Raw genomic sequence first — 26,580 nt, forward strand, 5'->3', positions numbered from 1 at the left:
CGGCCCGCTACCCGTACATGCCCAGCAGCTGCTCCGCCGAGAGTTCCGCCACGGCCTCCGCCGCCGCGCCCGGGAGCGGGAGCTCGAACCAGACCGTCTTGCCGCGGTGGGTGCGCCGCGTGCCCCACCCGGCCGACAGCAGGCCCACCAGCTGGAGGCCCCGCCCGCCCTCGTCCGTGTCGCGGGCGCGGCGCCGCCGCGGCTGGACCAGGTTCGCGTCCCACACCTCGCACACCAGGGTCCGGTCCAGCAGCAGCCGGAGCCGGATCTCGCCCTCCCCGTAGCGCAGGGCGTTGGTGACCAGTTCGCTGACCAGCAGCTCGGTGGTGTCCAGCAGTCCCTCCAGGCCCCACGCGGGCAGCTTCGCCCGCGCCAGCTCCCGCGCCCGGCCCACCGAGCGGGCCTCGCGCGGCAGCTGCCAGTCCCCCACCGCGTCCTGCGGCAGGCCCTGTACCCGGGCCATCAGCAGGGCGATGTCGTCCTCCCCGTGCCGGGTGTCCAGCGTGTTCAGGATGTGGTCGCAGACGTCCTCCAGGGGGCGGACCGGGTCCGCCAGGGCTTCCCGCAGCCCGCGCAGGCCCTCCTCCAGCGGATGGTCGCGCGACTCCACGAGTCCGTCGGTGTACAGCGCGAGCAGCGCCCCCTCCGGCAGGTCCACCTCCACCTCCTCGAACGGCTCCCCGCCCACTCCCAGCGGCATCCCGGGCGGCACCTCCAGCAGCAGCGCGGGGCGCGGCCGCCCGGCCTCGTCCGGCGGTTCGACCAACACGGGCGGCATGTGGCCCGCGTTGGCGATGGTGCAGCGCCGCGTCACGGGGTCGTACACCGCGTACACACAGGTGGCGAGGTACACCTCCGAGCGGTCAGCGTCCCGCGAGTGCAGGGCCGCCCGCGAGGCCTGCTGGGACCCCCCGGGCGCCCCGAGGCCCCGGGCGATCTCGTCGAGCGCGGTCAGCACCTCCGCCGGTTCGAGGTCCAGCAGCGCCAGGGTCCGTACGGCGGTGCGCAGTTCGCCCATCGCGACGGCGGCCCGCAGCCCCCGTCCCATCACGTCGCCGACGACCAGCGCCGTGCGGTGGCCGGGCAGCTCGATGACGTCGAACCAGTCGCCGCCGACCTCGGTGGCCGCGTTCCCCGGCAGGTACCGGCAGGCGATGTCCAGGCCGGCCGCCTCCGGGTCGCCGGGCGGCAGCAGGCTGCGCTGCAGTATCAGCGCCCGCTCGTGCTCGCGGCGGTAGAGCCGCGCGTTGTCGATGCAGACGGCGGCCCGTGCGGCAAGCTCCACGGCGACCGCCCGGTCCCGTTCGCCAAAGGGTTCGCTGCCCTTCGTACGGGAGAACTGCGCGAGGCCGACCACCGTGTCGTGGGCGACCATCGGCACGACGAGCGTGGACTGCACGAGGTCGTCCGCGCCGCCCCCCTCGATGAGCCGCGGCCGTGCCGTGCGCAGCGCCAGCGCCCCGGGCGAGGCCGCCGGATAGCGGTGCACCTCGCCTACGGAGACCAGCGCGCCCGGTCCCGACAGCGGGGCGTCCGAGACGGCCGAGGCGAAGGCGACCCGCCGCAGCGGCGCGGACGGGGCGCGGCCCGCGCCCAGCCCGGGCGGCAGCGAGGGCACCCCGGGGCCTTGCGGCCGCGCGGGCCGGTCGTCGTCGCCGAGCAGCAGCCCCTGGTAGAGGTCGACGGCGGCCAGGTCGCAGAAGCCCGGGACGGTGACGTCGAGGAGTTCGCGGGCGGTGGTCTCCAGGTCGAGGGAGTTCCCGATGCGGTGCCCGGCCTCGTTGAGCAGTGCGAGATTGCGCCGGACCCCGGCGGCCTCGCGGGCGGCGAGGTGACGGCGCGTGACGTCGGTCCCGATCCCGGCGATGCCGATGGGCCGGCCCGTCCCGCCGTGCACGCGGTAGAGGTTGATGGACCAGTGGCGGTTGTCCCGGCTGCCGGGGGCGGCTCCGGTGATGCGGAGGTCCGTGACCGAGTCCCCGGTCTCCAGCACCCGGCGCAGGGCCTCGGCCATCCGGTCGGCCTCGTGCACCGGCAGGTAGTCGTGCACGGTCCGGCCCCGGTGCTCCTCGGCGGAGCCCCCGAAGACGGCGGCGAAGCGGCGGTTGGCCCGCTGCACGGTCAGGTCCGTACCGAAAAGGAGGAAACCGAAAGGAGATTGGCCGAATATGGCCTGTGACGCCGCCAGATCGGATTCGATGCGTCGCAGCGCGCGCACGTCGACGACGACACACAGCGCGGCCCGCTCGGCGGCTTCGGTCTGCGTGGGCATCACGTAGATCTCGGCCACGCCGTGCTCACCGTCGCCGCCCGGAATCCGGAAGGGGACGAGGCCCGTCCATTCCTTGCCGTCGAGAATCTCGGCGACCCGGCGGTGTCCGCCCGCGCGCAGCTCGGGCGGCATGAAGGCGTCGACCGGATCGCGGCCCACGGCTTGGGCCGCGGTCAGCCCGAAGAGATCCTCGGCGCGCAGACTCCACTGGTCGATGAGCCCGTCAGGACCGATCGAGAAAGAGGCGACCTTTATGTAGTCATATATCGAACCAGGCGGACTGCTGTGCCACAGGGAGTCGTGCCATGTCTCCCCGGGCACCCTGGTCTGATGTGCCTGCGCAGGTATCTCGCTCACGCGACCGTCCCCTCCAGCTCACCGCAACCGGACCGGCCATGACCGCAGTATTCAGCACCACGGCCCCGGACGGCACGGCGTTCACGATCACAAAAAGGTCCCGTTAGTTTCGAGCCACCTCGTGTGATGGTCGGCCACCCGTCACCTTGTTACTCACCAGGAAGAGCCAACTCGAACCACACAGTCTTGCCCGACTTCCCGTGACGGGTCCCCCAGCGCTGCGAGGAGACGGCGACGAGATGCAGCCCGCGGCCGCCCTCGTCGTCGGCGTGGGCGACCCTCTCCCGGGGCGGATCCGGAAGCGGATCGGAAACTTCCACGAGGAGGGCGGCGCCGCCGACCGGGCTGTCGGCGGCCGGATTCCGCCGTACCAGACGGACGCCGATGGGACCGGACGCGTACCGCAGGGAGTTGGTGACGAGCTCGCTGACCAGCAGGACGGTCACATCGCCGACGGATTCGAGGCCCCAGGCCCGGAGGGCGCCGCGCACGGCGTGCCGGGCGGTGCGGACGGCGCCGGGCTCAGCGGGGAAGGCCCACTCGGCGCATTCACCGTCTGTGTCGATCACGCCGATCACTTCCCGGGCCGGCAGCGACCCCAGTCCGGTTCGTCGGGGACGAAAGGGGGACGAGATTGGGACTAATAGCGACATACCCCCTATTTGGGGCGTCGTACCACTCGACCCCCCATGCACCGGCGCACTGTGGCGCAGACGGCCTAGAACGCGAGCGTCACGCGCCCCCGGGCGCCCCGTCGTGCAGTTTCGGGCGCTGCCCGGCGCGCAGGCGGCGCCCGGCCTCGGCGACCGCGGGCCGGTCCTGGTCGAGCCAGTCCACCGACTCCAGCTCATCCGGCCCCAGCCAGCGCAGCTCGTCGTGGTCCTCCAGAGGCGCGGGTTCACCGGAGACCAGGCGGGCGGTCCACACGTGCAGGACGAGGCCGGGCTTCAGCGGCCATTCCCCCGGGATGCGCTCCAGCGGCTCGGCCTCGACGCCGAGCTCTTCACGCAGTTCGCGCACCAGCGCCTCGGGGACGGACTCACCCGGCTCGGCCTTGCCGCCCGGCAGCTCCCAGCGCCCGGCCAGCTCCGGAGGTGCGCTGCGACGGGCGGCCAGCAGGCGCCCCTCATGACAAAGGGCTCCGCCCACGACCACTCGTACAGTCATGGGCGGAGCCTATGTCAACACTGGATGCTCAGTTCATCGTGGCGGTCTGACCGATCCGCTCGACCCAGTAGACCTGCTTGTGTCCACGGTCGTCGAGGCTGTCGACGACCTTCTGGGCCTCGGCCCGGGTGGAGTACCGGCCCACCCGGTAGCGGTTGCCGTTGTCGTCCTGACGTATGACCAGCCACGGGAGCAGGGCACCGCTGTCGTTCATCGCGTTTCACCCTCCGCCGACGCACCTGACCGGGAAACCGCATTGCGCATATGCCCGAGCTTACGCCCGGACTTTACGGAGCGGATACGGTTTTTCACGAAGAGGTACCTCGCAGGCGTACGCATCCGGCCACGCGTACGAGCGGGCCGTGCGCGCCGGTTCAGACCCGGCGTAGGGAGGGCACAGGAAGGATCACCGTGCCGCTGCGGCGGGTGTCCCCGCAGGTGGCCCCGAGGGCGCGGCCCCGTCCCGACCGGACGGGGCGGTCGGCGTCTCGCGGACCGGGCCGACGGGGGCGGGGCGAGGATCGCGAGGACTAAGGCGATCACCATCGCGCCGAAATCCGACGGGTTGACACCCCGTCACCCGCGGGCAATGCACGGCGGTTACACCCCCGCGGGCCGCGGGCTCACCTCACCGGGAGGTGGTACGCCAGGCGGTAGCGGTCCGCCGGGACGACCACGTCGGCCGTTTCGACCGCGCGGCCGGACGCGTAGTAGGTGCGGCCGATCACGAGCACCACGTGCCCGGGGACCCCGCCGAGGAGGACGAGTTCTTCCGCCAGGCCGGGTCTCGCGCCGACCTCCTCCACCACGTTGTCCACGACGACATCGATCGCGGCCATCCGGTCGACCACCCCGGAGCCCCCCAACGGCCCCTCCTCCGGCAGCATCACCGGCGTCCGGCCGGTCACGGCCAGCGGCTCCCACGAGGTCGACAGCATCATCGCCTCCCCCGCGTCGCGGAACACGTACCGCGTCCGCATCACCCGCTCGCCCGGCTCGATGCCGAGCCGCTTGGCGATCTCCGCCGGGGCCGCCGCCTGCTCGCTGTTCGAATCCCACGTGCCGCGCGCCCCGGCCTCCGACTGCTCCTGCCGGAACGGGGTCGAGGTGCGGCCCGTGCGGTAGCCGGAGCGCGCGACCCGCCGCGGCACCGGCTGCTCCCGTACGTACGTACCCGACCCGGACCGGCCCTCGACCAGCCCCTCCGCCATGAGGACCTTGCGCGCCTCCAGCGCCACGGTGTCGGAGACCCCGTACTCCTCGCGGATGCGGGCCTGCGAGGGGAGCCGGGCGTGCGGGGGCAGGGAACCGTCGACGATCTTCCGTCGCAGATCCCCGGCCACGCGCAGATAGGCCGGCTGCTCACCGAAAGTCACTGGCCACTCCCATCAGGTTGACAGACAGCTACAGCCTGGCAACCGACGGTTGTAGACCGCAAGCAAGGGCCAGAGTTTCACCCGAAGTGATGAAGCCAGGTCACCCAAACCCGTTACCGCGCGTTACGCGGACGACGTCACGCCGGCTGCGAGGAGGGGCCCCGGCCGGACCCGCCCTCCGGGGACTCCGGGGACTCCAGCAGCCACTCCGGAACCTCCGTCGACAGCCCGTACGCCCCGCGCAGCGCCTTCTCCGTCTCCACGGACATCGTGCCCAGCGCCCGCTCCCACTGCCGGTCGAAGTCCGCGACCGTCTTCGCCTGGGAGGTCCGCTGCCATGCCGTGCGGGCCGCCTCGATCTCCTTGAGCTGCGCCTGGACGGCCTTCTCAAGCCCCGGCCGGGCCTTGTCGGCCTCCAGCACCTTCGCCTCGTCGCCGAGCGCCGAGTACACCGTGCGCGCCCACGCCTGGTGCTCCGGGAGCGTGTCCTCCAGGTCCCCCTCGGGCGGCCGGCCGAGCACGAACTCGACCTCGTTGGCCACGCGCAGGAAGGCCGACTGCTCGGGCTTCAGCGATCCGGCGTCCTGGCGCAGGCTGCCGCGCCGCTCCTCCTCGGTCGTACCGATCACGCACACCAGCCGCCGGTCCCCCTGGCGCCAGGACTGGCGCGAGGGCGCGAAGTAGAACATCTCCGCGTAGGCGGGCAGCGCCCACGTGTCCATCGCGTACGCGTCCTGCGCCTTCCAGCACTCGTCCTCGGACGCCCGGTCCGCCTCGGCCGACTCGGGGACGCTCTCCGGGTCCAGGTCCAGCAGCTTGGACGCGGTGACCTCTCCATGGTGCGTCTGCGCGCAGTCGACCTTGTACGTCAGGGGCCGGTCGTCCAGCAGGTCCCCGCCCGGGACGTTGAAGCAGTCGCCCGCCCGCAGGTCGCCGAGGTCCCTGAGGTCACCCTCGACGTCGGCGAACTCGCCCATCGCGCCCATCCGGTCGCGGACCGCCGTGGCGACCCGGTCGACCGTGAGGACCATGACCCCCGTCATCACCACGGACACCGCCAGGCCCACGATCGCGAGCGCCCTGCCGCGCTGGCGCCGCTTGGCGATCTGTACGAGGGCCACGATGCCGAAGACGATGCCCAGCGGCGGCAGGCACAGCAGCCCGACCAGGAGCGAGGCGAGCGCGAAGCCGTTGAGCGCCTGCTCCGGATGCGGCTGCCCGTAGCCGGGTGGCGGCCCCCACCCCGGCTGCGGGGAGGGCGGCGGCCAGGAGTGGCCCGGTCCGGAGGGAGGGCTCGGCGGGGTGCTCACGGGCTGGGGAACTCCATCAAAGGGCGGGCATCACAAGGGGCGCGAACGAATGCGCGAATAGTACGCATCGGGGGCGACCGCCCAGTCGGTCGCCCCCGCTCGTTCATCGCGGCTCAGCGCGTGCGTTCAGTTCCGGTGCCTCAGAACTGGAGCGCCCAGGAGTCGATCTTCCCGGTGTCGATGTTCGCGTTGTCGTTCACCCGGAGCTTCCACACACCGTTGGCCACCTCGGAGGAGGCGTTGACGGTGAAGGTCTTGATGATGTTGTCGGCGCTGCCGCCGGCGCGGTTGTGCAGGGTGTAGACGGTGCCGTCGGGGGCGACGAGGTCGACCTTCAGGTCACCGATGTACGTGTGCTTGATGTCGACCGGCACGCTCAGGGTGGCCGGGGCGTTGCCGGAGACTCCGCTGACGGTGACCGGCGACTCGACGGTCGAGTTGTCGTTGATCGCGAAGTCGGCGGTGTTCTCGAACTTCGGGCCGGGCGGGACGGTGCCCCCGGCGCCCACGTTCAGCAGACGGTTCGGGGAGCCGGTGCCGGGGCTGGTCACCACGTTCGGGGTCGAGGCGCTCACCAGGCCGTCGCGGACCTGGGCCGGGGTGCTGGCCGGGTTCTGCGAGAGGTAGAGGGCCGCGGCGCCCGCGACGTGCGGCGAGGCCATCGAGGTGCCGGAGATGGTGTTGGTGGCGGTGTCGCCCGTGCCCCACGAGGAGGTGATGGAGGAGCCCGGCGCGAAGATGTCCAGGATGGTGCCGTAGTTGGAGTAGCTGGCCTTCGCGTCGGTGTTGGTGGTGGCGCCGACCGTGATGGCCTCGGCGACGCGCGCCGGGGACTTGGTGGAGGCGTCGGTGGACTCGTTGCCCGCCGCGACCGCGTAGGTGATGCCGGAGGCTATGGAGTTGCGTACGGCGGTGTCGAGCGCGGAGTCCGCGCCGCCGCCGAGCGACATGTTGGCCACGGCCGGCTTGACAGCGTTGCGCGTCACCCAGTCGATGCCCGCGACGACCTGGGCGGTCGTACCGGAGCCGTTGTTGTCGAGCACGCGGACGCCGACGATCTTGGCCTTCTTGGCCACGCCGTACGCGCCGCCGCCGACGGTGCCGGCGACGTGCGTGCCGTGGCCGTGGCCGTCCTGGGCGGTGTTGTCGTTGTCGATCGCGTCGTAGCCGTCGGAGGCGCGGCCGCCGAAGTCCTGGTGCGTCTTGCGGACGCCGGTGTCGATGATGTAGGCGGTGACGCCCTCACCGGCCTTGTCCGGGTAGGTGTAGCTCTGGTTCAGCGGGAGCGCCCGCTGGTCGATGCGGTCCAGGCCCCACGACGGCGGGTTGGGCTGGGTGGCGTCGACGGTGAAGACCCGGTTCTGCACGACCGACTTGACCGCCGGGTCGGCGGCCAGCTTCTTGGCCTGCGCCTCGGAGACCTCGACGGAGTAGCCGTTGAGGGCGGCGCTGTAGGTACGGTCGATCTTCGCCCCGTACCGCTTGGCGACGGCCTTGCCGCTGTCCGCGGTGGAGCGGGCGGCGGAGTCGTGCAGAGTCACGATGTAGCTGCCGGAGACGGTCCCGGCGGCGCCGGCGTTCTCGATGACGCCCTGCGGGCCGTTGTCGGCCGCCGAGGCGGGCAGCGCCGCGGCCGCGCCGAGCGCGAGGGCCACGACAGCGGTCGCACTGATGCCGGCGAGCTTCCGGCGGGTGTGACGCATCACGGACATGTGAGGGGTCCTCCTCATAGGCGGTGCGTTGCGGGGGGTGGGACGGATCCGTACGGGCAGACGTACGGGCATGTGGGATAGCCATGCCCATGACAAATCATTCGGCCCAACGGGCTGCCGCCTCCGAAAGGTTGACCCACCGTCGCCACCTCCCACAAGAGGCGAGGCGACGCGTAACATCCGTGCCACACGCCCGCCATGATCAAGCAAAGGCGCTCCGCACATGACGCATGCACTCCCCGGCTACCTCTGCCCCGAGGACGGCACGCGCGCGGACGTCCGTACCGCCCCGTGGTGCTGCCCCCTCTGCTCCGGCCCGTGGGACCTCGACTTCACACCGGATCCGGCCAGCGTGCTGGAACCTTCCGCCGGGCCCAACTCGCTGTGGCGGTACGCGGCCGCGCTGCCCCTGCCGGGGGCGTTCTCCGTATCGCTGGCGGAGGGAAACACTCCGATGGTGCCGCTGGCAGAGCGGGTTCACGCCAAACTCGACTTCCTGATGCCGACGCTGTCGTTCAAGGACCGGGGCGCGGTGATGCTCGCGGAGGTGGCCCGGCGGCTGGCCCCGCGGCGGGTCGTGGCGGACAGCAGCGGCAACGCGGGGGCGGCGGTGGCGGCGTACTGCGCGCGGGCCGGGCTGAATTGTGAAGTTTTCGTGCCCGAGGGCACCTCGGAGAGGAAGACCGACCGGATCCGGGCCCACGGGGCGGCCGTACGGGTCGTCCCCGGCGGGCGCGAGGCCACGGCGGAGGCGGCCCGGGCCGCGGCGGACGAGCCGGGGGTGTTCTACGCGAGCCACGTCTTCAACCCGTACTTCCTGCACGGTACGAAGACGTACGTGTACGAGATCTGGGAGGCCATGTCGGGCCGGCTGCCGGATGCCCTGGTGGTCCCGGTGGGCAACGGCACCCTGCTGCTCGGGGCCGCGCTGGCGGTGGAGGAGCTGGCCCGACGCGGGGTGCGGCCGCCGGCACTGATCGCCGTCCAGGCGGAGGCGGTGGCTCCGCTGGCGTCGGCCTTCGCCGCCGGGGCGGAGGACGCCGAGCCGGTTCCGCAGCTGCCCACCCTGGCCGAGGGGATCGCGATCCCGGCGCCGCCGCGGGCCCGCCAGATCCTGGCCGCGGTCCGCAAGTCGGGCGGCACGTTCCTGACGGTCCCGGACGAGCGGCTGCGCGAGGCCCAGCGGGACCTGGCGCGGCGCGGCCTCTCCGTGGAGCCGACGGCGGCGGCCTGCTGGGCCGCGGTGGGGCCGCTGTCCCCCGACGACCCCTTGCAGGGCCGCACGGCGGTCCTCCCCCTCTGCGGCGCGGGCCCGAAGTAGCCTGCGGCGCCGCCGCCGACTTCCATGTCGGAAACTCGCGCGCCTCGACCGGCCAGGTCTGTTCAACTGGCCCCATGACCACAGATCTGGCCCGCGCCTTCGCGGATCTGCACAGCCCGGCCAAGCCGCTGGCCCTCCCCAACGCCTGGGACGTCGCCAGTGCCCGTCTCGTCGAGGCGGCCGGCGCAGCGGCCGTCGCGACCACCAGCGCCGGGGTCGCGTGGTCCCTCGGGTCGCCCGACGGCGACGCCCTGGCCCGCGACCGCGCCCTCGACCTCATCGCGCGCGTGGCCGCCGCCGTGTCCGTCCCGGTCACCGCCGACGTCGAGAGCGGCTTCGGCGCCGACCCCGCCGCCGTCGCGGAGACCGTCTCCGGGGTGCTGGCCGCCGGCGCGGTCGGCATCAACATCGAGGACGGCACCCGCGCCCCCGCCGAGCACGCCGAGCGCGTGGCCGCCGCCCGCTCCGCGGCCGATGCCGCCGGGGTCCCGCTGTACATCAACGCCCGCGTGGACACGTACCTGAGGGGCCTCGGCGACCCCGCGACCCGCCTCGACGAGACCCTGGCCCGCGCCGCCGCCTACCTGCGGGCGGGTGCCACCGGCGTCTTCGTCCCCGGCGTCACCGACCCGGCGACCGTCGCCGAGCTCGCCAAGGGCATCGACGCCCCGCTCAACGTCCTCGTCGGCCCCGGCGCCCCTTCCGTCTCCGAGCTCGGCGCCCTCGGCGTGGCCCGGGTCAGCCTCGGATCCTGGGTGGCCGAGGCCGCGTACGCCGTGGTCCGCCGCGCCACCGAGGAACTGGTCTCCGGCGGCACGTACGGATCGCTCGCGGGCTCCCTGCCGTACGGCGAGCTGAACAGCCTGCTCGAAGGCTGAGAGGATCCAGCCATGCGCACATCAACCCCGGTGGAGAGCCGGTCCACGACCACCCCGCACCGCAAGATCAGCGGCGCGGTCTGGACGGCCCTCGTCCTGGTCTACGTCGTCTGGGGCTCGACCTACCTCGGGATCCGGATCGCCGTCGAGACCATGCCGCCGTTCCTCTCCGCCGGGGCCCGCTTCATCACCGCCGGCCTGCTGCTGGCCGGCGCCGTCGCCTGGCGGTCCGGCCCGGCCGCGCTCAAGGCCACCCGCTCGCAGCTCGGCTCGGCGGTCCTGGTCGGCCTGCTGCTGATCCTCGGCGGCAACGGACTGGTCGTCCTCGCCGAGACCTCGGTGCCGTCCGGGCTCGCCGCGCTGCTGGTGGCGGCGGTGCCGATGTGGGTGGTGCTGCTGCGCGCGGGCAGTGGGGACCGGCCGCCGCTGCGCACCCTGGGCGGGGTCCTGGTGGGCCTGGCCGGGCTCGCGGTGCTGACCAGCCCGGGGCTCAGTGGCGCGGTGCAGCTGTCCGGGGTGCTGCTGGTGCTGGCCGCGTCGGTGCTGTGGTCCCTGGGCTCGTTCTCCGGGTCGAAGCTGAGGCTTCCGGAGAATCCTTTCACCGGGAGCGCGTACCAGATGCTCGCGGGCGGGATCGGCGGAGTGGTCGTCGGCCTGCTGCGCGGCGAGCACCGCGGCCTCGACCTGACGGCGTACTCCACCGCCTCCTGGCTGGCCCTCGGCTACCTGGTCGTCTTCGGCTCGCTCATCGCGTTCACGGCGTACACCTGGCTGCTGCGCAACGCGCCGCTGTCGCTGGTGTCCACGTACGCGTACGTCAATCCCGTTGTGGCGGTGGCGCTCGGGGCGCTGATCCTGGGCGAGGCCGTGACCTGGCCGATCATGCTCGGCGGCACGATCGTCGTGGCGGCGGTCGGCGTGATCGTCAGCACGGAGCGCAAGAAGTAGCGCACAGGGACGAGACGGGACGCGGAGGGACGAGACGGAACCCGACGGGGCGCTCAGCCCCGCGCGGCCTGCTCGTACAGCGCCTTCGCGTGCTCGTCGAACAGTGCGGCCGTGGAGTCCACGTCCGTGTCCCCGCCGCTCAGCACCCCGATCAGCCGACCGGGACGGTCCGACCCGCCCCGGTCGGCGATCCAGGGGCTGCCGCTGGTCCCCGTCCAGAACCCGGCGCAGCTGATGTAGAGCATGTCCGGGTCGTCATCGTCGTGGCGGGTCTGCGTCGTGCAGGAGACGGGCTTGTTCTGCGGGTTGTGCTCGGACTCCGGGTATCCGACGACGGTCACGTCCCGCTCGTAGCCCGAGGTCCAGTCGGGCTTCGGGGTCTCGGCGCGGCCGCCGACGACCTCCTGGACGCTGCGCCCGTCGCCGTCCGGCGCGATGGTGAGGAAGGCGAAGTCGGCGGTGTCCTCGCCCCACTTCGTCCAGCGGTCGTCCACGTGGATCGAGCGGACCTTCCACGTCCCCAGCGGCTGGCTGCCGGTGCCCTCGCCGGAGAAGGCGGGGGCGAAGGCGAGCTCGCCGATGGCCAGGCCGTCGTGGGCGACCTCGCCCGGGCTGCCGTCCTCGCCGGCCGGGGCCACGCAGTGCGCGGCGGTGGCGACGACGTTGCCCCTCGGGCTGTCGACCACGCTCGCCGTGCACCAGTGCTCGCCGTTGGCCATGAGGACGCCGACGGTGGGGAAGGGATGCACCGGCCGCTCGCCGGGCGACTTCAGGAACAGGACGGCGAACACCGCCGCGATCCCCGCCGCGGCTGCCACCGATGCCCCCTTCACCACCGGGCTCACCGCACGCCGGACTCGGGTGTCGGCGCCGCCATCACCTTGCTGATCCACGCCAGTGCGCCCTCCCGCATCCCGCGTACGTACGACTTTCCGTTGTGCTCACCATCCTGGATCACTTGCAGCGTGGTGTGCACGGGGCCCTTGCCGTAGTCCTTGATGAACTGTTCGGCCTTCTCGCGGCCGGTCTCGGCGGTGCCGATCTGGAAGTTGACGTAGACGTCCGGGCCACCCTCCGTGATCAGCTTCTCGGCGAGCTTCTCGGGGTTGTTCTCGTCCATGGCCTGCGTGTTCCCCTTCCACAGCGGGGAGTCGGGGACGATGTCGACCCCGCTCGCGATGGCCGCCTTGAAGCGGTCGGGGTACTTCAGGACGTGCTTGAAGGCGCCGAATCCTCCGGCCGAGGAGCCCATGAAGGCCCACCCGTCGCGTGAGGTGAAGGTCCGGAAATTGGCCTTCGTGAAATCCGGGATGTCTTCGACCATCCAGGTGCCCATCCTGGGCTCTCCGGGGATGTCCGAGGCGTCGAAGTGGTGCTTGGTGTCGGCGTTGTGCACCGGCATGATCAGGATGAAGGGCAGGCTCGTACCGGCCTTCGCCCCGTCGCTCACGGCCTTCTGGAGGCCGAGGCCGGGGCCCGTCCCCCAGTAGTTCGTGGGGTAGCCGCGGCCGCCGGGCAGGGAGATCAGGACCGGGAAGGCGCTCTTGGCGTACTTCGGGTCGTCGTACTCCTTGGGCACCCACACCCATACGTCGCCCGTGAATCCGGACTTCGGGCCGGTGAGCGTGGTGCGGCCGATCTGGGTGCCGTCGGGCAGCCGGCTGGTGCGGACGAACTCGGCCTTCGGGCCGGTGGGCATGCGTACGCCCGGACGGGTGTCGGAGACCTTGGCGGCCTTCTCCTTCCCCTTCTCCTTCTCCTTGACGTCGACCTCGACCTTCCCGAAGGAGACCGGATCCCCTATGTCCGAGAAGAGCCCGTACTTGTACGCCGCGGCGCCGCCCCCGGCGGCGAGGGTGAGCGCGAGCCCACCGGTGATCAGAAGCAGGCGCAGGCGCTTGGGGCGACGGCCGCCCTTGGTCATGGGGCTGCCGTCGCCTTGCTGGTCATGCTGCACGGATTTGTCCCGTTCCTTATCCGGCGCTCACGAAGGAGCGCGGGCCGGACCGATCGGTCCCCCTTACACCCTTTACAGAGGTATGAACGACGGGATGGGTTGCCTGGGACGGGCGGGACGTGGCCGGCACCACGTGACGGACGGGTCAGGTCAGGCGGCGTCGGGCTTCGGGGCCTTGAGCACCTTGCTGATCCACTCCAGGGAGCCTTCCTTCATGCCCCGGACGTAGTGCCAGCCGTTGTGCTCGCCGTTCTGGATGTCGCGGACGGTCGTCTTGACGGGGCCCTTGCCGTACGTCTGCACGAACCTCGTCATCCGCTCCTTCCCGCTCTCCTTGGTGCCGATCTGGAAGTTGATGAAGACCTCGGGCCCGTTGGTGTCGATCAGCTTCTGGGCGAGCTTCTCCGGGTTGTTCGCGTCCATCTCCGCCTGGTGGCCCTTCCAGAGCGGGGAGTCGGGGACGATCTCGCCGCCGCTGGCGATCACGGCCTTGAACCTGTCCGGGTACTGGAGGACCGTCTTCATGCCGACGAAGGCACCGGAGGAGGAGCCCATGAAGGCCCAGCCGTCACGGGACTTGTACGTACGGAAGTTGGCCTTGGCGAAAGCCGGGACGTCCTCGGCGATCCAGGTGCCCATCTTGGGCTGGCCGGGGATGTCGGCGCCGTCGTAGTAGTACTTGTTGTCCGGGTTGAGCACCGGCATGACCACGATGAAGGGAAGGCTGGTTCCGGCCTGGACGCCTTCGCTGATGGCCTTCTGGAGGCCGAGGCTGCGGTCGGCCCAGTAGTTCGTCGGGAAGCCGTTGCCGCCGGGGAGCGCGATGAGCACCGGGAAGCCGCTCTTGGCGTACTTCGGGTCGTCGTACTCCTTGGGCGCCCACACCCACACGTCGCCCTCGAAGCCGGACTTCTCGCCCGTGAGGCGGGTCTTGGCGATGATCGTGCCGTCGTCGAGCTTGGCGGTCTGCTTGAAGTCGGCCTTCGGGCCCGTCGGCATGAGCACGTCCGGGTCGCCGGAGGGCGAGGGCTTGCCGGACGGGGACTGGCTCGGAGCCTGCTGGTCCGCGGCCGCCGGGGGCGGGGTGCTGGCCTTGCCGAAGCTCACGGCCTCACCGTTGCCGGACAACCAGTCGAGCTTCCAGGCAGCGAATCCGCCGCCGCCCAGTACGAGCACGAGGGCGACCACCGCGCTGATCCATATGAGGCGGCGGGAGCGCTTGGGCTCCGGCTGGTACGGGTCGTGGTGCACGAACTTCGCTCCGAACGGTCTTGACTGCCCCCGGGGGCAGAACGGCTGGGCACGGCTGGGCATCCCTTAGTCCTGATGTCCGGATCCGCGGCACAGTTCCAAATCCCAGCAAAATACCTGGCCGGAACCGGGCGGCGGTGGGCGGGACCGGGCGGAGGCGGGCGCGACAGGGCGTGACGGAGCGCGACGGAGCACGGCCGGGTGTGACAGGGCGTGACGGGGTATGACAGGGCGCGAAAAGACGGGCCTCAACGCTGGCCGTCGAGCACCTCCGCACACCGGCCCAGCAGGTGGATGAGCTGCTCCCGCTCCTCCTCGGTGAACGCGGCGGCCAGCGCCCGCTCCACCCGTACCGCACCGGCATCGGCCAGTTCCAGCGCCGCGCGCCCCTCGTCCGTGAGCCGGGTCTCCAGCACGTTGCGGTGCCACTCGTGGGGGGTCCGCTCGATGAGCCCGCGCTCCTGGAGGTTCTTCAGCACGGTGTTCATGGTCGGCGGGGTGACCCCGCACAGCCGGGCGAGCGCGGCGGCGGAGATGCCGGGCTTCTCGTCCAGCCAGAGCAGCGCGGCGTACTGCGGAACCGTTACTGCGGCCGGCTTGCACGCGGCGTTCTTCGCCGCGAGAAGCGCCTGCTCAGCGCGCTTGAGGTGCGAGCCGATGCGCTCCGCGGGGGCCATGGAGGTCATGACCGCATCCTACGGCCCGACCCTTGCGAGCATTAGAGCTCTCACATACATTCGACTACACCCGATCAGTAGAGGACACTTGATGAAGCTTCTGGCCACCGCCCTGACCACCGCCCTGGCCGGGGCCCTCACCCTGGGAGCGGCCCCGGCGGCTCCTGCTCCGGCCGCGGACGCCCGAATATCCACGGCCTTCTCCATACCCGGCGCGAAGGTCTACCCGGAGGGCATCGCCACGGATGCCCGTACCCACGCCGTCTACGTCGGCTCGTACGCGGACGGCACCGTCTACCGGGCCCGCCCCGGCCGGTCCGAGGCCGAGGTCTTCCTGCCCGCCGGCACCGACGGCCGCCGCACCGCGAACGGCCTGCGGGTCGACGCGCGGGGCCGCCTGTGGGTGACGGACTCCACCACGGGGGTCTCCGTCTACGACACCGCGACCGGTACCCGCCTGGCCCACTTCGAGGTGGCCGGCGACGCGCCCCGCTTCGTCAACGACCTGACGATCACCCCGGACGGCACCGCGTACCTGACGGACAGCATCCGCGGAGTGCTCTACCGGGTGACCCCGGCCCAGCTGGCCGCCGGCAGCGGCCCCCTCACCGAGGCCTACGACCTCACCCCCGCCCTGCGCCCCCGTCCCGCGGGCGGCTTCAGCCTCAACGGCATCGCCTCGGACCGGGCGGGCCGCTGGCTGCTCACCGTGGACATGGTCGAGGGCGACCTCTACCGCGTGGACCTGCGCACCGGCGCCGTCCGCCGGGTCGACCTCGCCGGCGCCGACCTCAAGGCAGCCGACGGCCTCGACCTCTCCCCCGACGGCACCCTGCGCGTGGCGCACAACGCGCCCAACACGCTGACGCGCTGGCAGCTCACCCCGGACGGCACCCGCGCCCGCCTGCTGCACACGATCACGGACCCGTCCCTGCAGATCCCGACGACCCTCACCCACTCCCGGGGCCGCACCCTGGTGGTCCGCTCCCAGTTCGACAAGGGCGGCCCCATGTCCCCCGGCTCGGGCACCCCCACCACGTTCACGATCGCCTCGGTCCGCGGCCTCTAGCCCTCCCCACGCAATCCCCACGAGCCGCGCACACCGGCGGAGGCCGCACGCCCAGAATCACCGCGGCCCCGCCGGGCGGCCAGTGACCGACCGGTCGGTGGAGAAATCCGTGGCACACCGGCGGGACCTGCGACGAGACTGCGCAGGTGAACGACCGCCACCCCTGCCCCTGCTGCGGACACCGCGTGCTCGACGCCATGCCCGGCTCCTACTCGATCTGCCCCGTCTGCTTCTGGGAGGACGACGAGTTCCAGTTCCGCTGGCCGACCGTGTCCGTCGGGGCCAACAGAGTTTCCCTGGTCGAGGCCCAGCGCAACTACCGGCACTTCGGCGCCTGCGACCAGCACGGCCGCCGGTACGTCCGCCCTCCGGCCGAGGACGAGCCGCTCGACCCCGCCTGGCGCCCCATCGACCTGACGCGCGACTCCTTCGAGGCCTGGGACGCGGACGAACCCACCCCGTGGCCCGACGACCGCTCGGTGCTCTGCTGGTGGCTCCCCACCTTCTGGCGCCGCGACGCCCCGGCGTCATGACCTCCCACATCGAGCGACTCGTCCAGCAGCTCGACGGCGAGGCCGGCGAGTCCTACGACGCCCGCGCGGCACTGATCTGGATCGGCTCCGCCGCCATCCCCGCCATCATCGACGGCGTGCCCTCCCTCGGCGGCTTCGGGCAGCTGACCGCCATCGAGGTCTTCCAGGAGGTGAGCGACCCACGCTGTGGCCCCGCCCTCATCGGACTGCTCGACAGCGACAACCCGACCGTCCGCGAATGGGCAGCTGTGGCCCTGGCGGGCCTGGAGATCGAGGGCGCAGCCGAGCCCCTGCGCCGCGCCTACCGCGCCTGCCTGGAACGGGCCACCCCGCCGGACTGGACCGAGCCCGACGGCATCCGCTGGGCCCTGACGGAACTCGGCGCCCGCAGCCCCGTCGTCCCCTCCCTGACCGCCCGCCTGCGCACCGCATCCGGAGCGGACAGCCCCGGCTGGCCCTCTGCCCACTTCACGGCGATCATCAACGACCTGGCCGACCACGCCCAGCTGATCCTCTACTCCCAGTTCTGGCGGGTGGACGCCGGCCGCACGTACTGCGTCTCCGGCCCGGGCCTCGACTGGCAGCTCGACTGGAGTGCGCCCTGGGAGCACCTGGTCGAAGAGGCCCGCACTTGGTCCCTCCTGGAAGCCACCGAAGCGCCGGTCGGCGAGGACGTCTTCGTCGCCCCCACCTGGATCGACCGTACCGACCTGCACCCAGAGAGGTGACCCCTGCCGTTCCAGCACCCCGAGGAGATCGGCTACGGCTACGTGGTCGAGCGCTACGTGACGAGGAAGGACTCGGAGCGCCCGCGCTATCTCGTACTGAAAAGCGGTCGCGCCCTGCGGCCCGGGTGGCCACACGCCGAAAGCTTCGCCCGTCACCTCATCGACGACGCGGCCACGATCACCGACGCCGAGCTGGAGGCCCTCCTCGGCTACGAGTGGCGCTCACGCCTCACCGCCGCCTGGCTGATCGGCGTAGGCCGGCGCGCCACGTTCCGCGAACGCATGGGCGACCTGCTCCTGGCCAGTGAGTTCTGCTTCTCCGGCAGCGCCTACTGCTTCGCCCTGGCCCGCTTCGGCACCCACGTGGACGCCGAGATCCTCACCGCCTACCTGGACCGCTACCTCCCCCGCACCGACCTCCGCTACGACCAGCCGGCCGCCCTCGGCGCCCTCCTCCGCCTCGACGCCCACCTCGGCACCCACCACGCCGACCGCTTCACGGAGCCCGACGGCCTCTGGGACCAGTGGGTCCAAGCCCTTGCGCACCTCCAGGACTCCCCGTACTTCACCCCTGCCGAACAGCGCCACTGGACCGATCTCTACTGCGACTTCGCCAACAGCTGGACTCAGCCGTAGCCGCGCGACTGCGGCTACGTGAAGTCCGAGTACGCCATAGGCGTTGAAGCGGAACGTGCACTACAGCGCTCCCACCTGCGGAAACATGCTCCCCGCCGCTCCAAGTCAGCACAGAATCAGCACCGTCACAGAGACCGCCTCACGATATTCCGACTCGTCGCCCAGGGGCTCCATAGGGAGCCACACGCGCCCAGCGACGGCCCGCCTCTTCACCTGAATGCCCCTGCCACGTTGACCCCCATCCGCCCCGGCCATCGCATGGAGTGGGGAACACGAGCCCGCGCGGGGCCACCGGAAGGCAGGAAAGGGCGCTATGTACGTTCGCACCATCTATGCAACGGGTGATCCGGCCGAGCTCGACGGGGTCGCCGAGGCGCTCCGGACCGACGGGCGTGCGCTGCTGTCGGCGCAACCGGGCTTTCGCGGGATGGGGCTGTTCGCCGACCGCGAGCTCGGCAAGCTCCTGGTGGGATCGTGGTGGGAGGACGAGGCCTCCCGGCAGGCCAGTTACGAGAACCTGAGCAAGCGGCGGGCCGAGATGATGGCGCCCTTCGCGCAGACCGTGACGGTCGACAACTGGGAAGCGGCGGTCGCCCGGCGCGCAGAGGAACTCGGGCCGGGCGCGGGGTTCCGGCTGGTCCGCATGGACGTCGAGCCGCCCGACATCGACCTGCTGGTGGACACGTTCCGCGACACCTCACTGCCCAAGGTCCAGAAGATTCCCGGACTGGCCGGCATCTCCCTGCTCATCGACCGCGATCGAGGCAGAGCCGCTGTCGGCGCGCTCTACACCGACCGCGACGCACTCGTGGCATCCCGCGGCGCCGTCGCTGCGGTCCGCGGAGAGGCCGCGACCAAGGCCCGCGTGACCACCGGCAGCCTGGAGGAATTCGAGGTGGTCCTCGCCACGGCGGTCCCCCACGCCTGACCCTGCGCCCTCTCGCGCGCCGGGCCACTCGGGCTGACACCGCGATTCCAAGTCAGCACCAGGTCAGCACGGGAATGCAGAAGGGGTCGGACTCACCAGAGTCCGACCCCTTCCGACCTGCACATTTGACGAAATCATCTAACGTGCAGTAATGAGACGATTACACGTTGAAGCGGAACTCCACCACGTCGCCGTCCTGCATGACGTACTCCTTGCCCTCCATGCGGGCCTTGCCCTTGGCGCGGGCTTCTGCGACCGAGCCGCATTCGACCAGGTCCGCGAAGGAGATGACCTCGGCCTTGATGAAGCCGCGCTGGAAGTCGGTGTGGATCACGCCGGCGGCCTCGGGGGCGGTGGCGCCCTGCTTGATGGTCCAGGCGCGGGTTTCCTTCGGGCCGGCCGTCAGGTAGGTCTGCAGGCCCAGGGTGGCGAAGCCGACGCGGCCCAGGGTGGCCATGCCCGGCTCGTCCTGGCCGACCGACTGGAGGAGTTCGAGGGCCTCCTCGTCGTCCAGCTCGACGAGGTCCGCCTCCAGCTTGGCGTTCAGGAAGATCGCCTCCGCCGGGGCGACCAGGGCGGACTGCTCCGCCTTGAAGGCGTCGTCCGTCAGCTCGTCCTCGTCCACGTTGAAGACGTACAGGAAGGGCTTGGTGGTGAGGAGGTGGAGCTCGTGGAGGAGGTCGCCCCGCTCCGTGCCCTTCGTGATGCCCTTGGAGAAGAGGGTGTCGCCCGCTTCGAGGATCTTCTTGGCCTCGACGACGGCCGCGAGGACCGCGACCTTCTCCTTCTGGAGGCGGGACTCCTTCGTCAGGCGCGGCTCGGCCTTCTCGATGGACTGGAGGTCGGCGAGGATCAGCTCGGTGTTGATCGTCTCGATGTCGTCCTTCGGCGAGACCTTGCCGTCGACGTGCACGACGTTCTCGTCCTTGAAGGCGCGGATGACCTGGCAGATCGCGTCCGACTCGCGGATGTTCGCCAGGAACTTGTTGCCCAGGCCCTCACCCTCCGAGGCGCCGCGCACGATTCCCGCGATGTCGACGAAGTCCACCGTGGCGGGCAGGATGCGCTGCGAGCCGAAGATCCCGGCCAGGACGGCCAGGCGCGCGTCCGGGACGCCGACGACGCCGACGTTCGGCTCGATGGTGGCGAACGGGTAGTTGGCCGCCAGCACGTCGTTCTTGGTCAGGGCGTTGAACAGGGTCGACTTGCCGACATTCGGCAGGCCGACGATTCCGATCGTGAGCGACACGTTGGCGACTTCCCGTAGCTGGAGGGGGCGGCGGCCCGGAGTGGGCCACCGGACAGTTTACTTTCCGATGAGTGGCAGTCGTTGTACGCGTGTCCCCACACGGATACCGCGCTCGCCCCGCCTAGCGTGGAGCCGTGGAGCAATACAGGACGCGACCGGCCCCTCACCCGCAGCGACCCCCGGCCCAGCGCCGGGGGACACGGCCCGCGGCCGTGCCCGCCCAGGGCCAGGGCGGCGGCCCGCTGCCCCCGCTCGGGCGGCGGATGCCCCGGCCCCGGCTGACCGGGCTCGGCGGCGGGCTCTTCGCCTGTGCCGGCATGCTGCTGGTCGGCGGGATCTGCTGGCTGCTGTTCGGCTCCTCGCTCTTCGTCTACGGGATGCTCTTCCTGCCCGTAGCGGCCGCCACCGCCATCTGGGTAAGGCCCGCCGACCTGATCACCGCGCCGATCACCGTCCCCATCGCCTTCGCCGCCGGAGTGTGGCCCATCTCCGGCGGCTCCGGCGGCTTCGGCGGGCAGCTGATGGGGCTCGTGTCCGCCCTGTCCCTGCACGCGGGCTGGCTGTACGCGGGGACCCTGGTCGCCGCCCTGATCGTCGTGGTGCGCAAGGCCGTGCTCATCGGCCGGCGGCGGCTGCCCCGCCGCGTCGCCTAGCCGTTCCCCGCCTGGTTCTTCCCCGCCGAAGCCGCCCGCGCCGCCATCGCCGCTCCCACGATGCCCGCGTTGTTCTGGAGCTTCGCCGGAACGATCTCGGCCCTGATGCCCTCGATCAGCGGCAGGAACTTCTCCGGCTTGCGGCTGACGCCGCCGCCGATGATGAAGAGGTCCGGGGAGAACAGCATCTCCACATGGGCCAGGTACCTCTGGACGCGGTGCGCCCAGCGCTCCCACGTGAGGTCCCCGTCCTCCTTGGCCTTCACCGACGCCCGCGTCTCCGCGTCGTGGCCCTTCAGCTCCAGGTGCCCGAGCTCCGTGTTCGGCACCAGCCGCCCGTCCGTGAACACGGCGCTCCCGATGCCCGTGCCCAGGGTGAGCAGGATGACCGTGCCGCCCCGCCCGCGCCCGGCCCCGTACGTCATCTCCGCGACGCCCGCCGCGTCCGCGTCGTTGAGGACCGTGACCGGCAGGCCGCCGCCCAGCTCGCGCGAGAGCAGCGCCGCCGCGTCGGCGCCGACCCACGCCTTGTCCATGTTGGCCGCCGAACGGGTGACGCCGCTGGTGACCACCCCCGGAAAGGTGACCCCGACCGGGCCCGACCACGAGAAGGCGCGGACCACCTCCGCGACGCAGCCGGCCACCCCCTCGGGGGTGGCCGGCTGCGGTGTCAGTACCTTGTGGCGCTCCTGCGCCAGATCGCCACGGTCCAGGTCCACGGGAGCGCCCTTGATCCCGGAACCGCCGATGTCCACACCCATGATCTGCATGGACATACCGTACGAAAGGACTTACTTGTCGGCGACCAGTTCCGCGGCTTCCGCACGCAGGTCGCGGCGCAGTTCCTTCGGGAGCGAGAAGACGATCGATTCCTCGGCGGTCTTGACGATCTCCACGTCCACGTAGCCGCGCACCGCCAGCCACTCCAGGACTTCCTCGACCAGGACCTCCGGCACCGAGGCGCCCGAGGTCAGGCCGACCGTGGTGACGCCCTCCAGCCAGGCCTCGTCGATCTCGCTCGCGAAGTCGACCAGGTACGCGGCGCGCGCGCCGGCGTCGAGCGCGACCTCGACCAGCCGGATCGAGTTGGAGGAGTTCTTGGAGCCCACCACGATGACCAGGTCCGAGTCGGCGCCCATGACCTTCACCGCGGCCTGCCGGTTCGAGGTGGCGTAGCAGATGTCGTCGCTGGGCGGCGAGACCAGCAGCGGGAACTTGGTCTTCAGCGCGTCGACCGTCTCCATCGTCTCGTCGACGGAGAGCGTGGTCTGCGAGAGCCAGACGACCTTGGACTCGTCGCGCACCTCGACGTTCGCGACGTCGTCCGGGCCGTCCACGATCGTGATGTGGTCCGGGGCCTCGCCGGAGGTGCCGATGACCTCCTCGTGGCCCTCGTGGCCGATGAGGAGGATGTCGAAGTCCTCGTTCGCGTACCGGATGGCTTCCTTGTGCACCTTGGTGACCAGCGGGCACGTCGCGTCGATCGTCGCGAGCTTGCCGCGCGCCGCCTCCTCGTGCACCACCGGCGCCACGCCGTGCGCCGAGAACATCACGATGGAGCCCTCGGGCACCTCCTCCGTCCGCTCGACGAAGATGGCGCCCTTCTTCTCCAGCGTCTGGACGACGTACTTGTTGTGCACGATCTCGTGGCGGACGTAGACCGGCGCACCGTACTGCTCGAGAGCCTTCTCGACAGCGATCACGGCTCGGTCCACGCCCGCGCAGTAGCCGCGGGGGGCGGCGAGCAGGACACGGCGGGAAGCGGGAGCAGTCATGGGCTCCATCGTACGGGGGTCTCCAGGAGGCCGGGCATCGCCCGTTCGGCAGAGACTGGGGCGAATGTCCGTACTGCCCATCCCCCGGAGGAACGATGGCGTCCGCGACGGAGCCCCGTACCGAACACACCGGGCTGCGGCGCAGCCTCGGCTTCCGGGACCTGGTCGTCTACGGGCTGCTCTTCATCGCGCCCATGGCCCCGGTCGGGGTCTTCGGCACCCTGGACGCCAAGTCGCACGGCGCCGTGGCCCTCGTCTACCTCGCCGCGACGGTCGCCATGGCCTTCACCGCCTTCTCGTACGCCCAGATGGTGCGGGTCGCCCCGCAGGCCGGCTCGGTCTTCACCTATGCCCGCAAGGGCCTCGGCGAGGGACCCGGCCTGATCGCCGGGTGGATGGCGATGCTCGACTACCTGCTGATCCCGGCGGTCGCCTACCTGTTCTCGGGGATCGCGATGAACGCCCTGGTGCCGGAGGTCTCCCGGTGGGTGTGGACCGCCCTGGCCGTCGTGATCACGACCCTGCTGAACCTGTGGGGCGTACGGGCGGCCGCCCGCGTGGGCTTCGCCGTGCTGGCCATGGAGATCCTGGTGCTGCTGGTCTTCCTGGTCGCGGCGGTGACCGTCCTGGTGCGGGACGGGGCGCAGCGCGGCTGGCTGTCCCCGCTGACCGGCGACGGCTCGCTGGGCTTCTCGACGGCCGCCGTACTGGGCGCGGTGTCGGTCGCGGTGCTCTCGTACCTGGGCTTCGACGCGATCGTCTCCTTCGCGGAGGAGGTCACGGGGGGCTCGGCGCGGGTGGCCCGGGCGGTGCTGTTCTGCCTGGCGCTGGCCGGGGTGCTGTTCATCGCCCAGACCTACCTCGTCGCGCTGCTCAGCCCGGTCACCTCGGCGGAGCTGGCGGCCGATCCGGCGCAGCAGGGGCCGGCCTTCTACAACGCGGTGGAGGCCTCGGTCGGCTTCTGGCTGCACGACCTGGTGGCGATCTCCAAGGCGATCGGGGCGGCCTTCGCGGCGCTGGCCGGGCAGGCGGCCGCCGGGCGGCTGCTGTTCGCGATGGCCCGGGAGCGGCGGCTGCCGGGCGTGCTCGCGCGGACCTCGGACGGCACGCCGCGGCCGGCGCTGCTGGTGGCGGCCACGGTGACGCTGGTCGCGGCGGTGTGGGCGGCCCGGCGTGCCGACGGGCTCGACCATCTGGTGTCGGTCGTCGACGTCGGGGCGCTGGTGGCCTTCACGCTGCTGCACGCCTCCGTGGTGGGCTGGTTCGTCGTCCAGCGCCGGGAGGGCCCGCCCAGCTGGTGGAAGCACCTGGTGGTCCCGGTGCTGGGGGCGGCGGTGACCGTCACGGTGATCGTGGAGGCCTCCCGGGAGGCGCAGGTGGTGGGGGCGGTGTGGCTGGCGGTGGGCCTGGGCCTGCTGGTGGTGCAGCGCGGTCGCCGGGATTCCGACAGCGGCGCCGACACCGGCGCCGACATCCGCCCCGACATCGGCGCCGGACCCTGAGACGCTGTCAGCGGCGCCCGTTAGCCTGCGTACATGGGACTCAATACGTCGGCCGAGGCGCCGCTGCCGGTAGGCCAGGTGTCCCGGCTCATCGGGGGCTGGATCGAGCGGCTCGGCCAGGTGTGGGTGGAGGGGCAGATCACGCAGCTCTCGCGGCGGCCGGGAGCGGGGGTGGTCTTCCTGACGCTGCGCGACCCCTCGCACGACATCTCGGTCAGCGTCACCTGCTTCCGCCAGGTCTTCGACGAGGTCGCGGACGTCGTGTCGGAGGGGGCGCGCGTCGTCCTGCTGGCCAAACCCGAGTGGTACGCCCCGCGCGGGCAGCTGTCCCTGCGGGCCACGGAGATACGGCCGGTCGGCATCGGGGAGCTGCTGGCCCGGCTGGAGCGGCTGAAGCGGTCCCTGGCCTCGGAGGGCCTGTTCGCGCTGGACCGCAAGAAGCCGCTGCCCTTCCTGCCGCAGCTGATCGGGCTGGTGGTCGGGCGGGCCTCGGCCGCCGAGCGCGACGTACTGGAGAACGCCCGGCGCCGCTGGCCGGCGGTCCGCTTCGAGGTGCGCAACGTCGCCGTCCAGGGCGTGCACGCGGTGCCGCAGGTGATCCAGGCGGTCAAGGAGCTCGACGCCCTCGACGAGGTCGACGTGATCATCGTGGCGCGCGGCGGCGGCAGCGTGGAGGACCTGCTGCCCTTCTCCGACGAGGAGGTCGTACGGGCGGTCGCGGCGGCCCGTACCCCGGTGGTCTCGGCGATCGGCCACGAGCCGGACTCCCCGCTGCTGGACCTGGTCGCGGACCTGCGGGCCTCCACGCCCACGGACGCGGCCAAGAAGGTGGTCCCGGACGTCGGCGAGGAGCTGGAGCGCGTACGCCAGTTGCAGGGCCGGGGGCTGCGCGCGGTGAGCGGGCTGCTGGACCGGGAGGAGCGCGGCCTCGCGCACGCCCTCGCCCGGCCGGTGTTCGTCCATCCGCAGCGGATGGTCGAGACCCGCGAGGACGAGCTGGAGGCCCTGCTCGGGCGCAGCAGGCGGACGCTTGGCCACCTGCTGGACCGGGCCGATTCGGAGCTCGCGCACACCCTCGCCCGGGTGGTGGCGCTGTCGCCCGCGGCGACCCTGGAGCGGGGGTACGCGGTGCTCCAGCGGGCCGACGGGCACGTGGTGCGCGCGCCGGAGGAGGTCGCGGAGGGCGAGGTGCTGCGTGCGCGGGTGGCGGAGGGAGAGTTCTCCGTACGGGTCGCCGAGGCCGAATAGCGGGCAGCAGACGGCGAAACACTGCCGCAATCAAGTCGTTGCACTACACACATAGGGTGGAAAAGGGAATGGCAGAGGCCGAAACGGCGCTGGGGTACGAGCAGGCCCGCGACGAGCTCATCGAGGTCGTCCGCAAGCTGGAGGCCGGCGGGACGTCGCTGGAGGACTCACTGGCGCTCTGGGAGCGCGGCGAGGAGCTGGCGAAGGTCTGCCGGCACTGGCTGGAGGGAGCCAGGGCGCGGCTGGACTCGGCGCTCGCGGCGCGCGACGACGCGGCCGAGGAGCAGTGATCCCGATCACCACCGGGGCCATTTAGTTGAAAGTTCACCTACTTTCGCCGTAGAGTCGGGAACATCGCTTCACCCACGTATGGAAGAAGGCTTTCCGATGTCTCTCGTTCTTGACTCCGCCGCGCAGGACCTGCTGTTCCGCGAGGCCCGTACGGCCAACTCGTTCTCCGACGAGCCGGTCACCGAGGAGCAGGTGCAGGCGATCTACGACCTGGTGAAGTACGGCCCCACCGCCTTCAACCAGACCCCGCTGCGCATCACCCTGGTCCGCTCCCCCGAGGCCCGCGAGCGCCTCGTGAAGCACCTGGCCGAGGGCAACCAGGCCAAGACCGCCGCCGCGCCGCTGGTCGCGATCCTCGCCGCGGACAACGAGTTCCACGAGGAGCTGCCGGCGCTGCTGCCGCACTTCCCGCAGGCCAAGGACATGTTCTTCGCCGAGCGCCCGGTCCGCGAGCAGTCCGCCCTGCTCAACGCCGCGCTGCAGGCCGCGTACTTCATCGTCGGCATCCGCGCCGCCGGCCTGGCCGCGGGCCCGATGACCGGCGCCGACCTGGCCGGCATCCAGAAGGAGTTCCTGGACGCCGACCACACCCCGCTGATGATCGTCAACATCGGCAAGCCGGGCGAGGACGCCTGGTTCCCGCGCTCCCCGCGCCTGGCGTTCGACGAGGTCGTCACCACCGTCTGAGCCACCCCGCACGGCAAACGGCCGCGCGCCCCGGTTTCCCGGGGCGCGCGGCCGT

27 protein-coding genes are annotated in these 26,580 nt (G+C 71.6%); 13 read left to right on the top strand and 14 right to left on the bottom strand.

Features of this window, described 5'->3' with window-relative positions; translation table 11 throughout:
• Nucleotides 1-7: 7 nt before the first annotated feature.
• From OHA89_RS14260 to OHA89_RS14290, 7 genes are all read right to left on the bottom strand, one after another.
• Nucleotides 8-2,620, bottom strand: coding sequence for a SpoIIE family protein phosphatase (locus OHA89_RS14260; RefSeq protein ID WP_406368493.1), 2,613 nt, complete (start codon nt 2,618-2,620; stop codon nt 8-10).
• Nucleotides 2,621-2,778: 158 nt separating this feature from the next.
• A complete protein-coding gene (locus OHA89_RS14265; protein WP_215146031.1) occupies nt 2,779-3,207 on the bottom strand; it encodes an ATP-binding protein in 429 nt (142 codons plus the stop codon).
• A 154-nt stretch (nt 3,208-3,361) separates the two neighbouring features.
• A complete protein-coding gene (locus tag OHA89_RS14270; RefSeq protein WP_215146028.1) occupies nt 3,362-3,796 on the bottom strand; it encodes a (deoxy)nucleoside triphosphate pyrophosphohydrolase in 435 nt (144 codons plus the stop codon).
• Nucleotides 3,797-3,824: 28 nt separating this feature from the next.
• Nucleotides 3,825-4,010: an SPOR domain-containing protein gene (locus OHA89_RS14275; RefSeq protein ID WP_069921775.1), complete on the bottom strand. Its 186-nt coding sequence runs from the start codon at nt 4,008-4,010 to the stop codon at nt 3,825-3,827.
• Nucleotides 4,011-4,419: 409 nt separating this feature from the next.
• The gene (locus OHA89_RS14280; protein WP_257554354.1) at nt 4,420-5,172 is read right to left on the bottom strand and encodes a GntR family transcriptional regulator; all 753 of its coding nucleotides are present in this window, start codon (nt 5,170-5,172) and stop codon (nt 4,420-4,422) included.
• A gap of 137 nt (nt 5,173-5,309) precedes the next feature.
• Nucleotides 5,310-6,482, bottom strand: a complete 1,173-nt coding sequence (locus tag OHA89_RS14285; RefSeq protein WP_406366303.1) for a DUF4190 domain-containing protein — start codon at nt 6,480-6,482, stop codon at nt 5,310-5,312.
• A gap of 140 nt (nt 6,483-6,622) precedes the next feature.
• Nucleotides 6,623-8,194 (bottom strand): S8 family peptidase, encoded by a 1,572-nt coding sequence (locus OHA89_RS14290; RefSeq protein WP_215146022.1) that lies wholly within the window; start codon nt 8,192-8,194, stop codon nt 6,623-6,625.
• A 223-nt stretch (nt 8,195-8,417) separates the two neighbouring features.
• Between OHA89_RS14290 and OHA89_RS14295 the strand changes: the two genes are divergently transcribed.
• The 3 genes from OHA89_RS14295 to OHA89_RS14305 all read left to right on the top strand — a co-directional run bounded on the left by OHA89_RS14295 (nt 8,418) and on the right by OHA89_RS14305 (nt 11,341).
• Nucleotides 8,418-9,515 (top strand): pyridoxal-phosphate dependent enzyme, encoded by a 1,098-nt coding sequence (locus tag OHA89_RS14295; RefSeq protein WP_406366304.1) that lies wholly within the window; start codon nt 8,418-8,420, stop codon nt 9,513-9,515.
• 74 nt (nt 9,516-9,589) lie between these two features.
• Nucleotides 9,590-10,393, top strand: a complete 804-nt coding sequence (locus OHA89_RS14300; RefSeq protein ID WP_406366305.1) for an isocitrate lyase/phosphoenolpyruvate mutase family protein — start codon at nt 9,590-9,592, stop codon at nt 10,391-10,393.
• Between the two features lie 12 nt (nt 10,394-10,405).
• A complete protein-coding gene (locus OHA89_RS14305) occupies nt 10,406-11,341 on the top strand; it encodes an EamA family transporter (RefSeq protein WP_266615181.1) in 936 nt (311 codons plus the stop codon).
• Between the two features lie 53 nt (nt 11,342-11,394).
• Here the strand turns inward: OHA89_RS14305 and OHA89_RS14310 are convergent, their stop codons facing one another.
• The 4 genes from OHA89_RS14310 to OHA89_RS14325 form a co-directional block, all read right to left on the bottom strand.
• Nucleotides 11,395-12,159, bottom strand: coding sequence for a serine protease (locus OHA89_RS14310; protein ID WP_266615183.1), 765 nt, complete (start codon nt 12,157-12,159; stop codon nt 11,395-11,397).
• A 23-nt stretch (nt 12,160-12,182) separates the two neighbouring features.
• Nucleotides 12,183-13,298 (bottom strand): esterase family protein, encoded by a 1,116-nt coding sequence (locus OHA89_RS14315; protein ID WP_266615185.1) that lies wholly within the window; start codon nt 13,296-13,298, stop codon nt 12,183-12,185.
• Nucleotides 13,299-13,448: 150 nt separating this feature from the next.
• A complete protein-coding gene (locus OHA89_RS14320) occupies nt 13,449-14,612 on the bottom strand; it encodes an esterase family protein (RefSeq protein ID WP_266615187.1) in 1,164 nt (387 codons plus the stop codon).
• Between the two features lie 185 nt (nt 14,613-14,797).
• A complete protein-coding gene (locus OHA89_RS14325; protein WP_257554362.1) occupies nt 14,798-15,235 on the bottom strand; it encodes a MarR family winged helix-turn-helix transcriptional regulator in 438 nt (145 codons plus the stop codon).
• 82 nt (nt 15,236-15,317) lie between these two features.
• Between OHA89_RS14325 and OHA89_RS14330 the strand changes: the two genes are divergently transcribed.
• The 5 genes from OHA89_RS14330 (at nt 15,318) to OHA89_RS14350 (ending at nt 19,120) form a co-directional block, all read left to right on the top strand.
• Complete coding sequence (locus OHA89_RS14330) at nt 15,318-16,295, top strand: SMP-30/gluconolactonase/LRE family protein (protein WP_266615191.1); 978 nt, start codon at nt 15,318-15,320, stop codon at nt 16,293-16,295.
• A 146-nt stretch (nt 16,296-16,441) separates the two neighbouring features.
• Nucleotides 16,442-16,828, top strand: a complete 387-nt coding sequence (locus OHA89_RS14335) for a CPCC family cysteine-rich protein (protein WP_406366306.1) — start codon at nt 16,442-16,444, stop codon at nt 16,826-16,828.
• Entirely contained in the window at nt 16,825-17,556 is a 732-nt protein-coding gene (locus OHA89_RS14340) for a HEAT repeat domain-containing protein (protein WP_406366307.1), read from the top strand. Before OHA89_RS14335 ends, OHA89_RS14340 begins: the two co-directional genes overlap by 4 nt.
• A gap of 3 nt (nt 17,557-17,559) precedes the next feature.
• Nucleotides 17,560-18,192, top strand: coding sequence for a DUF6000 family protein (locus OHA89_RS14345; protein ID WP_406368495.1), 633 nt, complete (start codon nt 17,560-17,562; stop codon nt 18,190-18,192).
• 313 nt (nt 18,193-18,505) lie between these two features.
• Nucleotides 18,506-19,120, top strand: coding sequence for an antibiotic biosynthesis monooxygenase (locus OHA89_RS14350; RefSeq protein WP_406366308.1), 615 nt, complete (start codon nt 18,506-18,508; stop codon nt 19,118-19,120).
• A gap of 160 nt (nt 19,121-19,280) precedes the next feature.
• On the opposite strand, the gene ychF is transcribed toward OHA89_RS14350, so the two are convergent.
• Complete coding sequence (ychF, locus tag OHA89_RS14355) at nt 19,281-20,369, bottom strand: redox-regulated ATPase YchF (RefSeq protein WP_257554378.1); 1,089 nt, start codon at nt 20,367-20,369, stop codon at nt 19,281-19,283.
• 212 nt (nt 20,370-20,581) lie between these two features.
• Here ychF and OHA89_RS14360 point away from each other — a divergent pair, with 212 nt between their 5' ends.
• The gene (locus OHA89_RS14360) at nt 20,582-21,022 is read left to right on the top strand and encodes a DUF6542 domain-containing protein (protein WP_406366309.1); all 441 of its coding nucleotides are present in this window, start codon (nt 20,582-20,584) and stop codon (nt 21,020-21,022) included.
• Here the strand turns inward: OHA89_RS14360 and ppgK are convergent.
• On the bottom strand, nt 21,019-21,792 hold the full coding sequence (ppgK, locus tag OHA89_RS14365; protein ID WP_322975528.1) for a polyphosphate--glucose phosphotransferase: 774 nt from the start codon (nt 21,790-21,792) through the stop codon (nt 21,019-21,021). The two genes, OHA89_RS14360 and ppgK, sit on opposite strands and share 4 nt — an antisense overlap.
• Before the next feature lie 21 nt (nt 21,793-21,813).
• The gene (locus OHA89_RS14370; RefSeq protein WP_257554382.1) at nt 21,814-22,806 is read right to left on the bottom strand and encodes a 4-hydroxy-3-methylbut-2-enyl diphosphate reductase; all 993 of its coding nucleotides are present in this window, start codon (nt 22,804-22,806) and stop codon (nt 21,814-21,816) included.
• An 86-nt stretch (nt 22,807-22,892) separates the two neighbouring features.
• Between OHA89_RS14370 and OHA89_RS14375 the strand changes: the two genes are divergently transcribed.
• The 4 genes from OHA89_RS14375 to OHA89_RS14390 all read left to right on the top strand — a co-directional run bounded on the left by OHA89_RS14375 (nt 22,893) and on the right by OHA89_RS14390 (nt 26,525).
• Complete coding sequence (locus tag OHA89_RS14375) at nt 22,893-24,299, top strand: APC family permease (RefSeq protein WP_266615205.1); 1,407 nt, start codon at nt 22,893-22,895, stop codon at nt 24,297-24,299.
• A 33-nt stretch (nt 24,300-24,332) separates the two neighbouring features.
• Entirely contained in the window at nt 24,333-25,547 is a 1,215-nt protein-coding gene (xseA, locus tag OHA89_RS14380; RefSeq protein ID WP_257554384.1) for an exodeoxyribonuclease VII large subunit, read from the top strand.
• 68 nt (nt 25,548-25,615) lie between these two features.
• The gene (locus tag OHA89_RS14385; protein ID WP_215145994.1) at nt 25,616-25,837 is read left to right on the top strand and encodes an exodeoxyribonuclease VII small subunit; all 222 of its coding nucleotides are present in this window, start codon (nt 25,616-25,618) and stop codon (nt 25,835-25,837) included.
• A 97-nt stretch (nt 25,838-25,934) separates the two neighbouring features.
• A complete protein-coding gene (locus OHA89_RS14390; protein ID WP_257554386.1) occupies nt 25,935-26,525 on the top strand; it encodes a malonic semialdehyde reductase in 591 nt (196 codons plus the stop codon).
• Nucleotides 26,526-26,580: the final 55 nt, after the last annotated feature.

This window comes from Streptomyces sp. NBC_01546 (assembly GCF_045208355.1).
Lineage (GTDB): Bacteria > Actinomycetota > Actinomycetes > Streptomycetales > Streptomycetaceae > Streptomyces.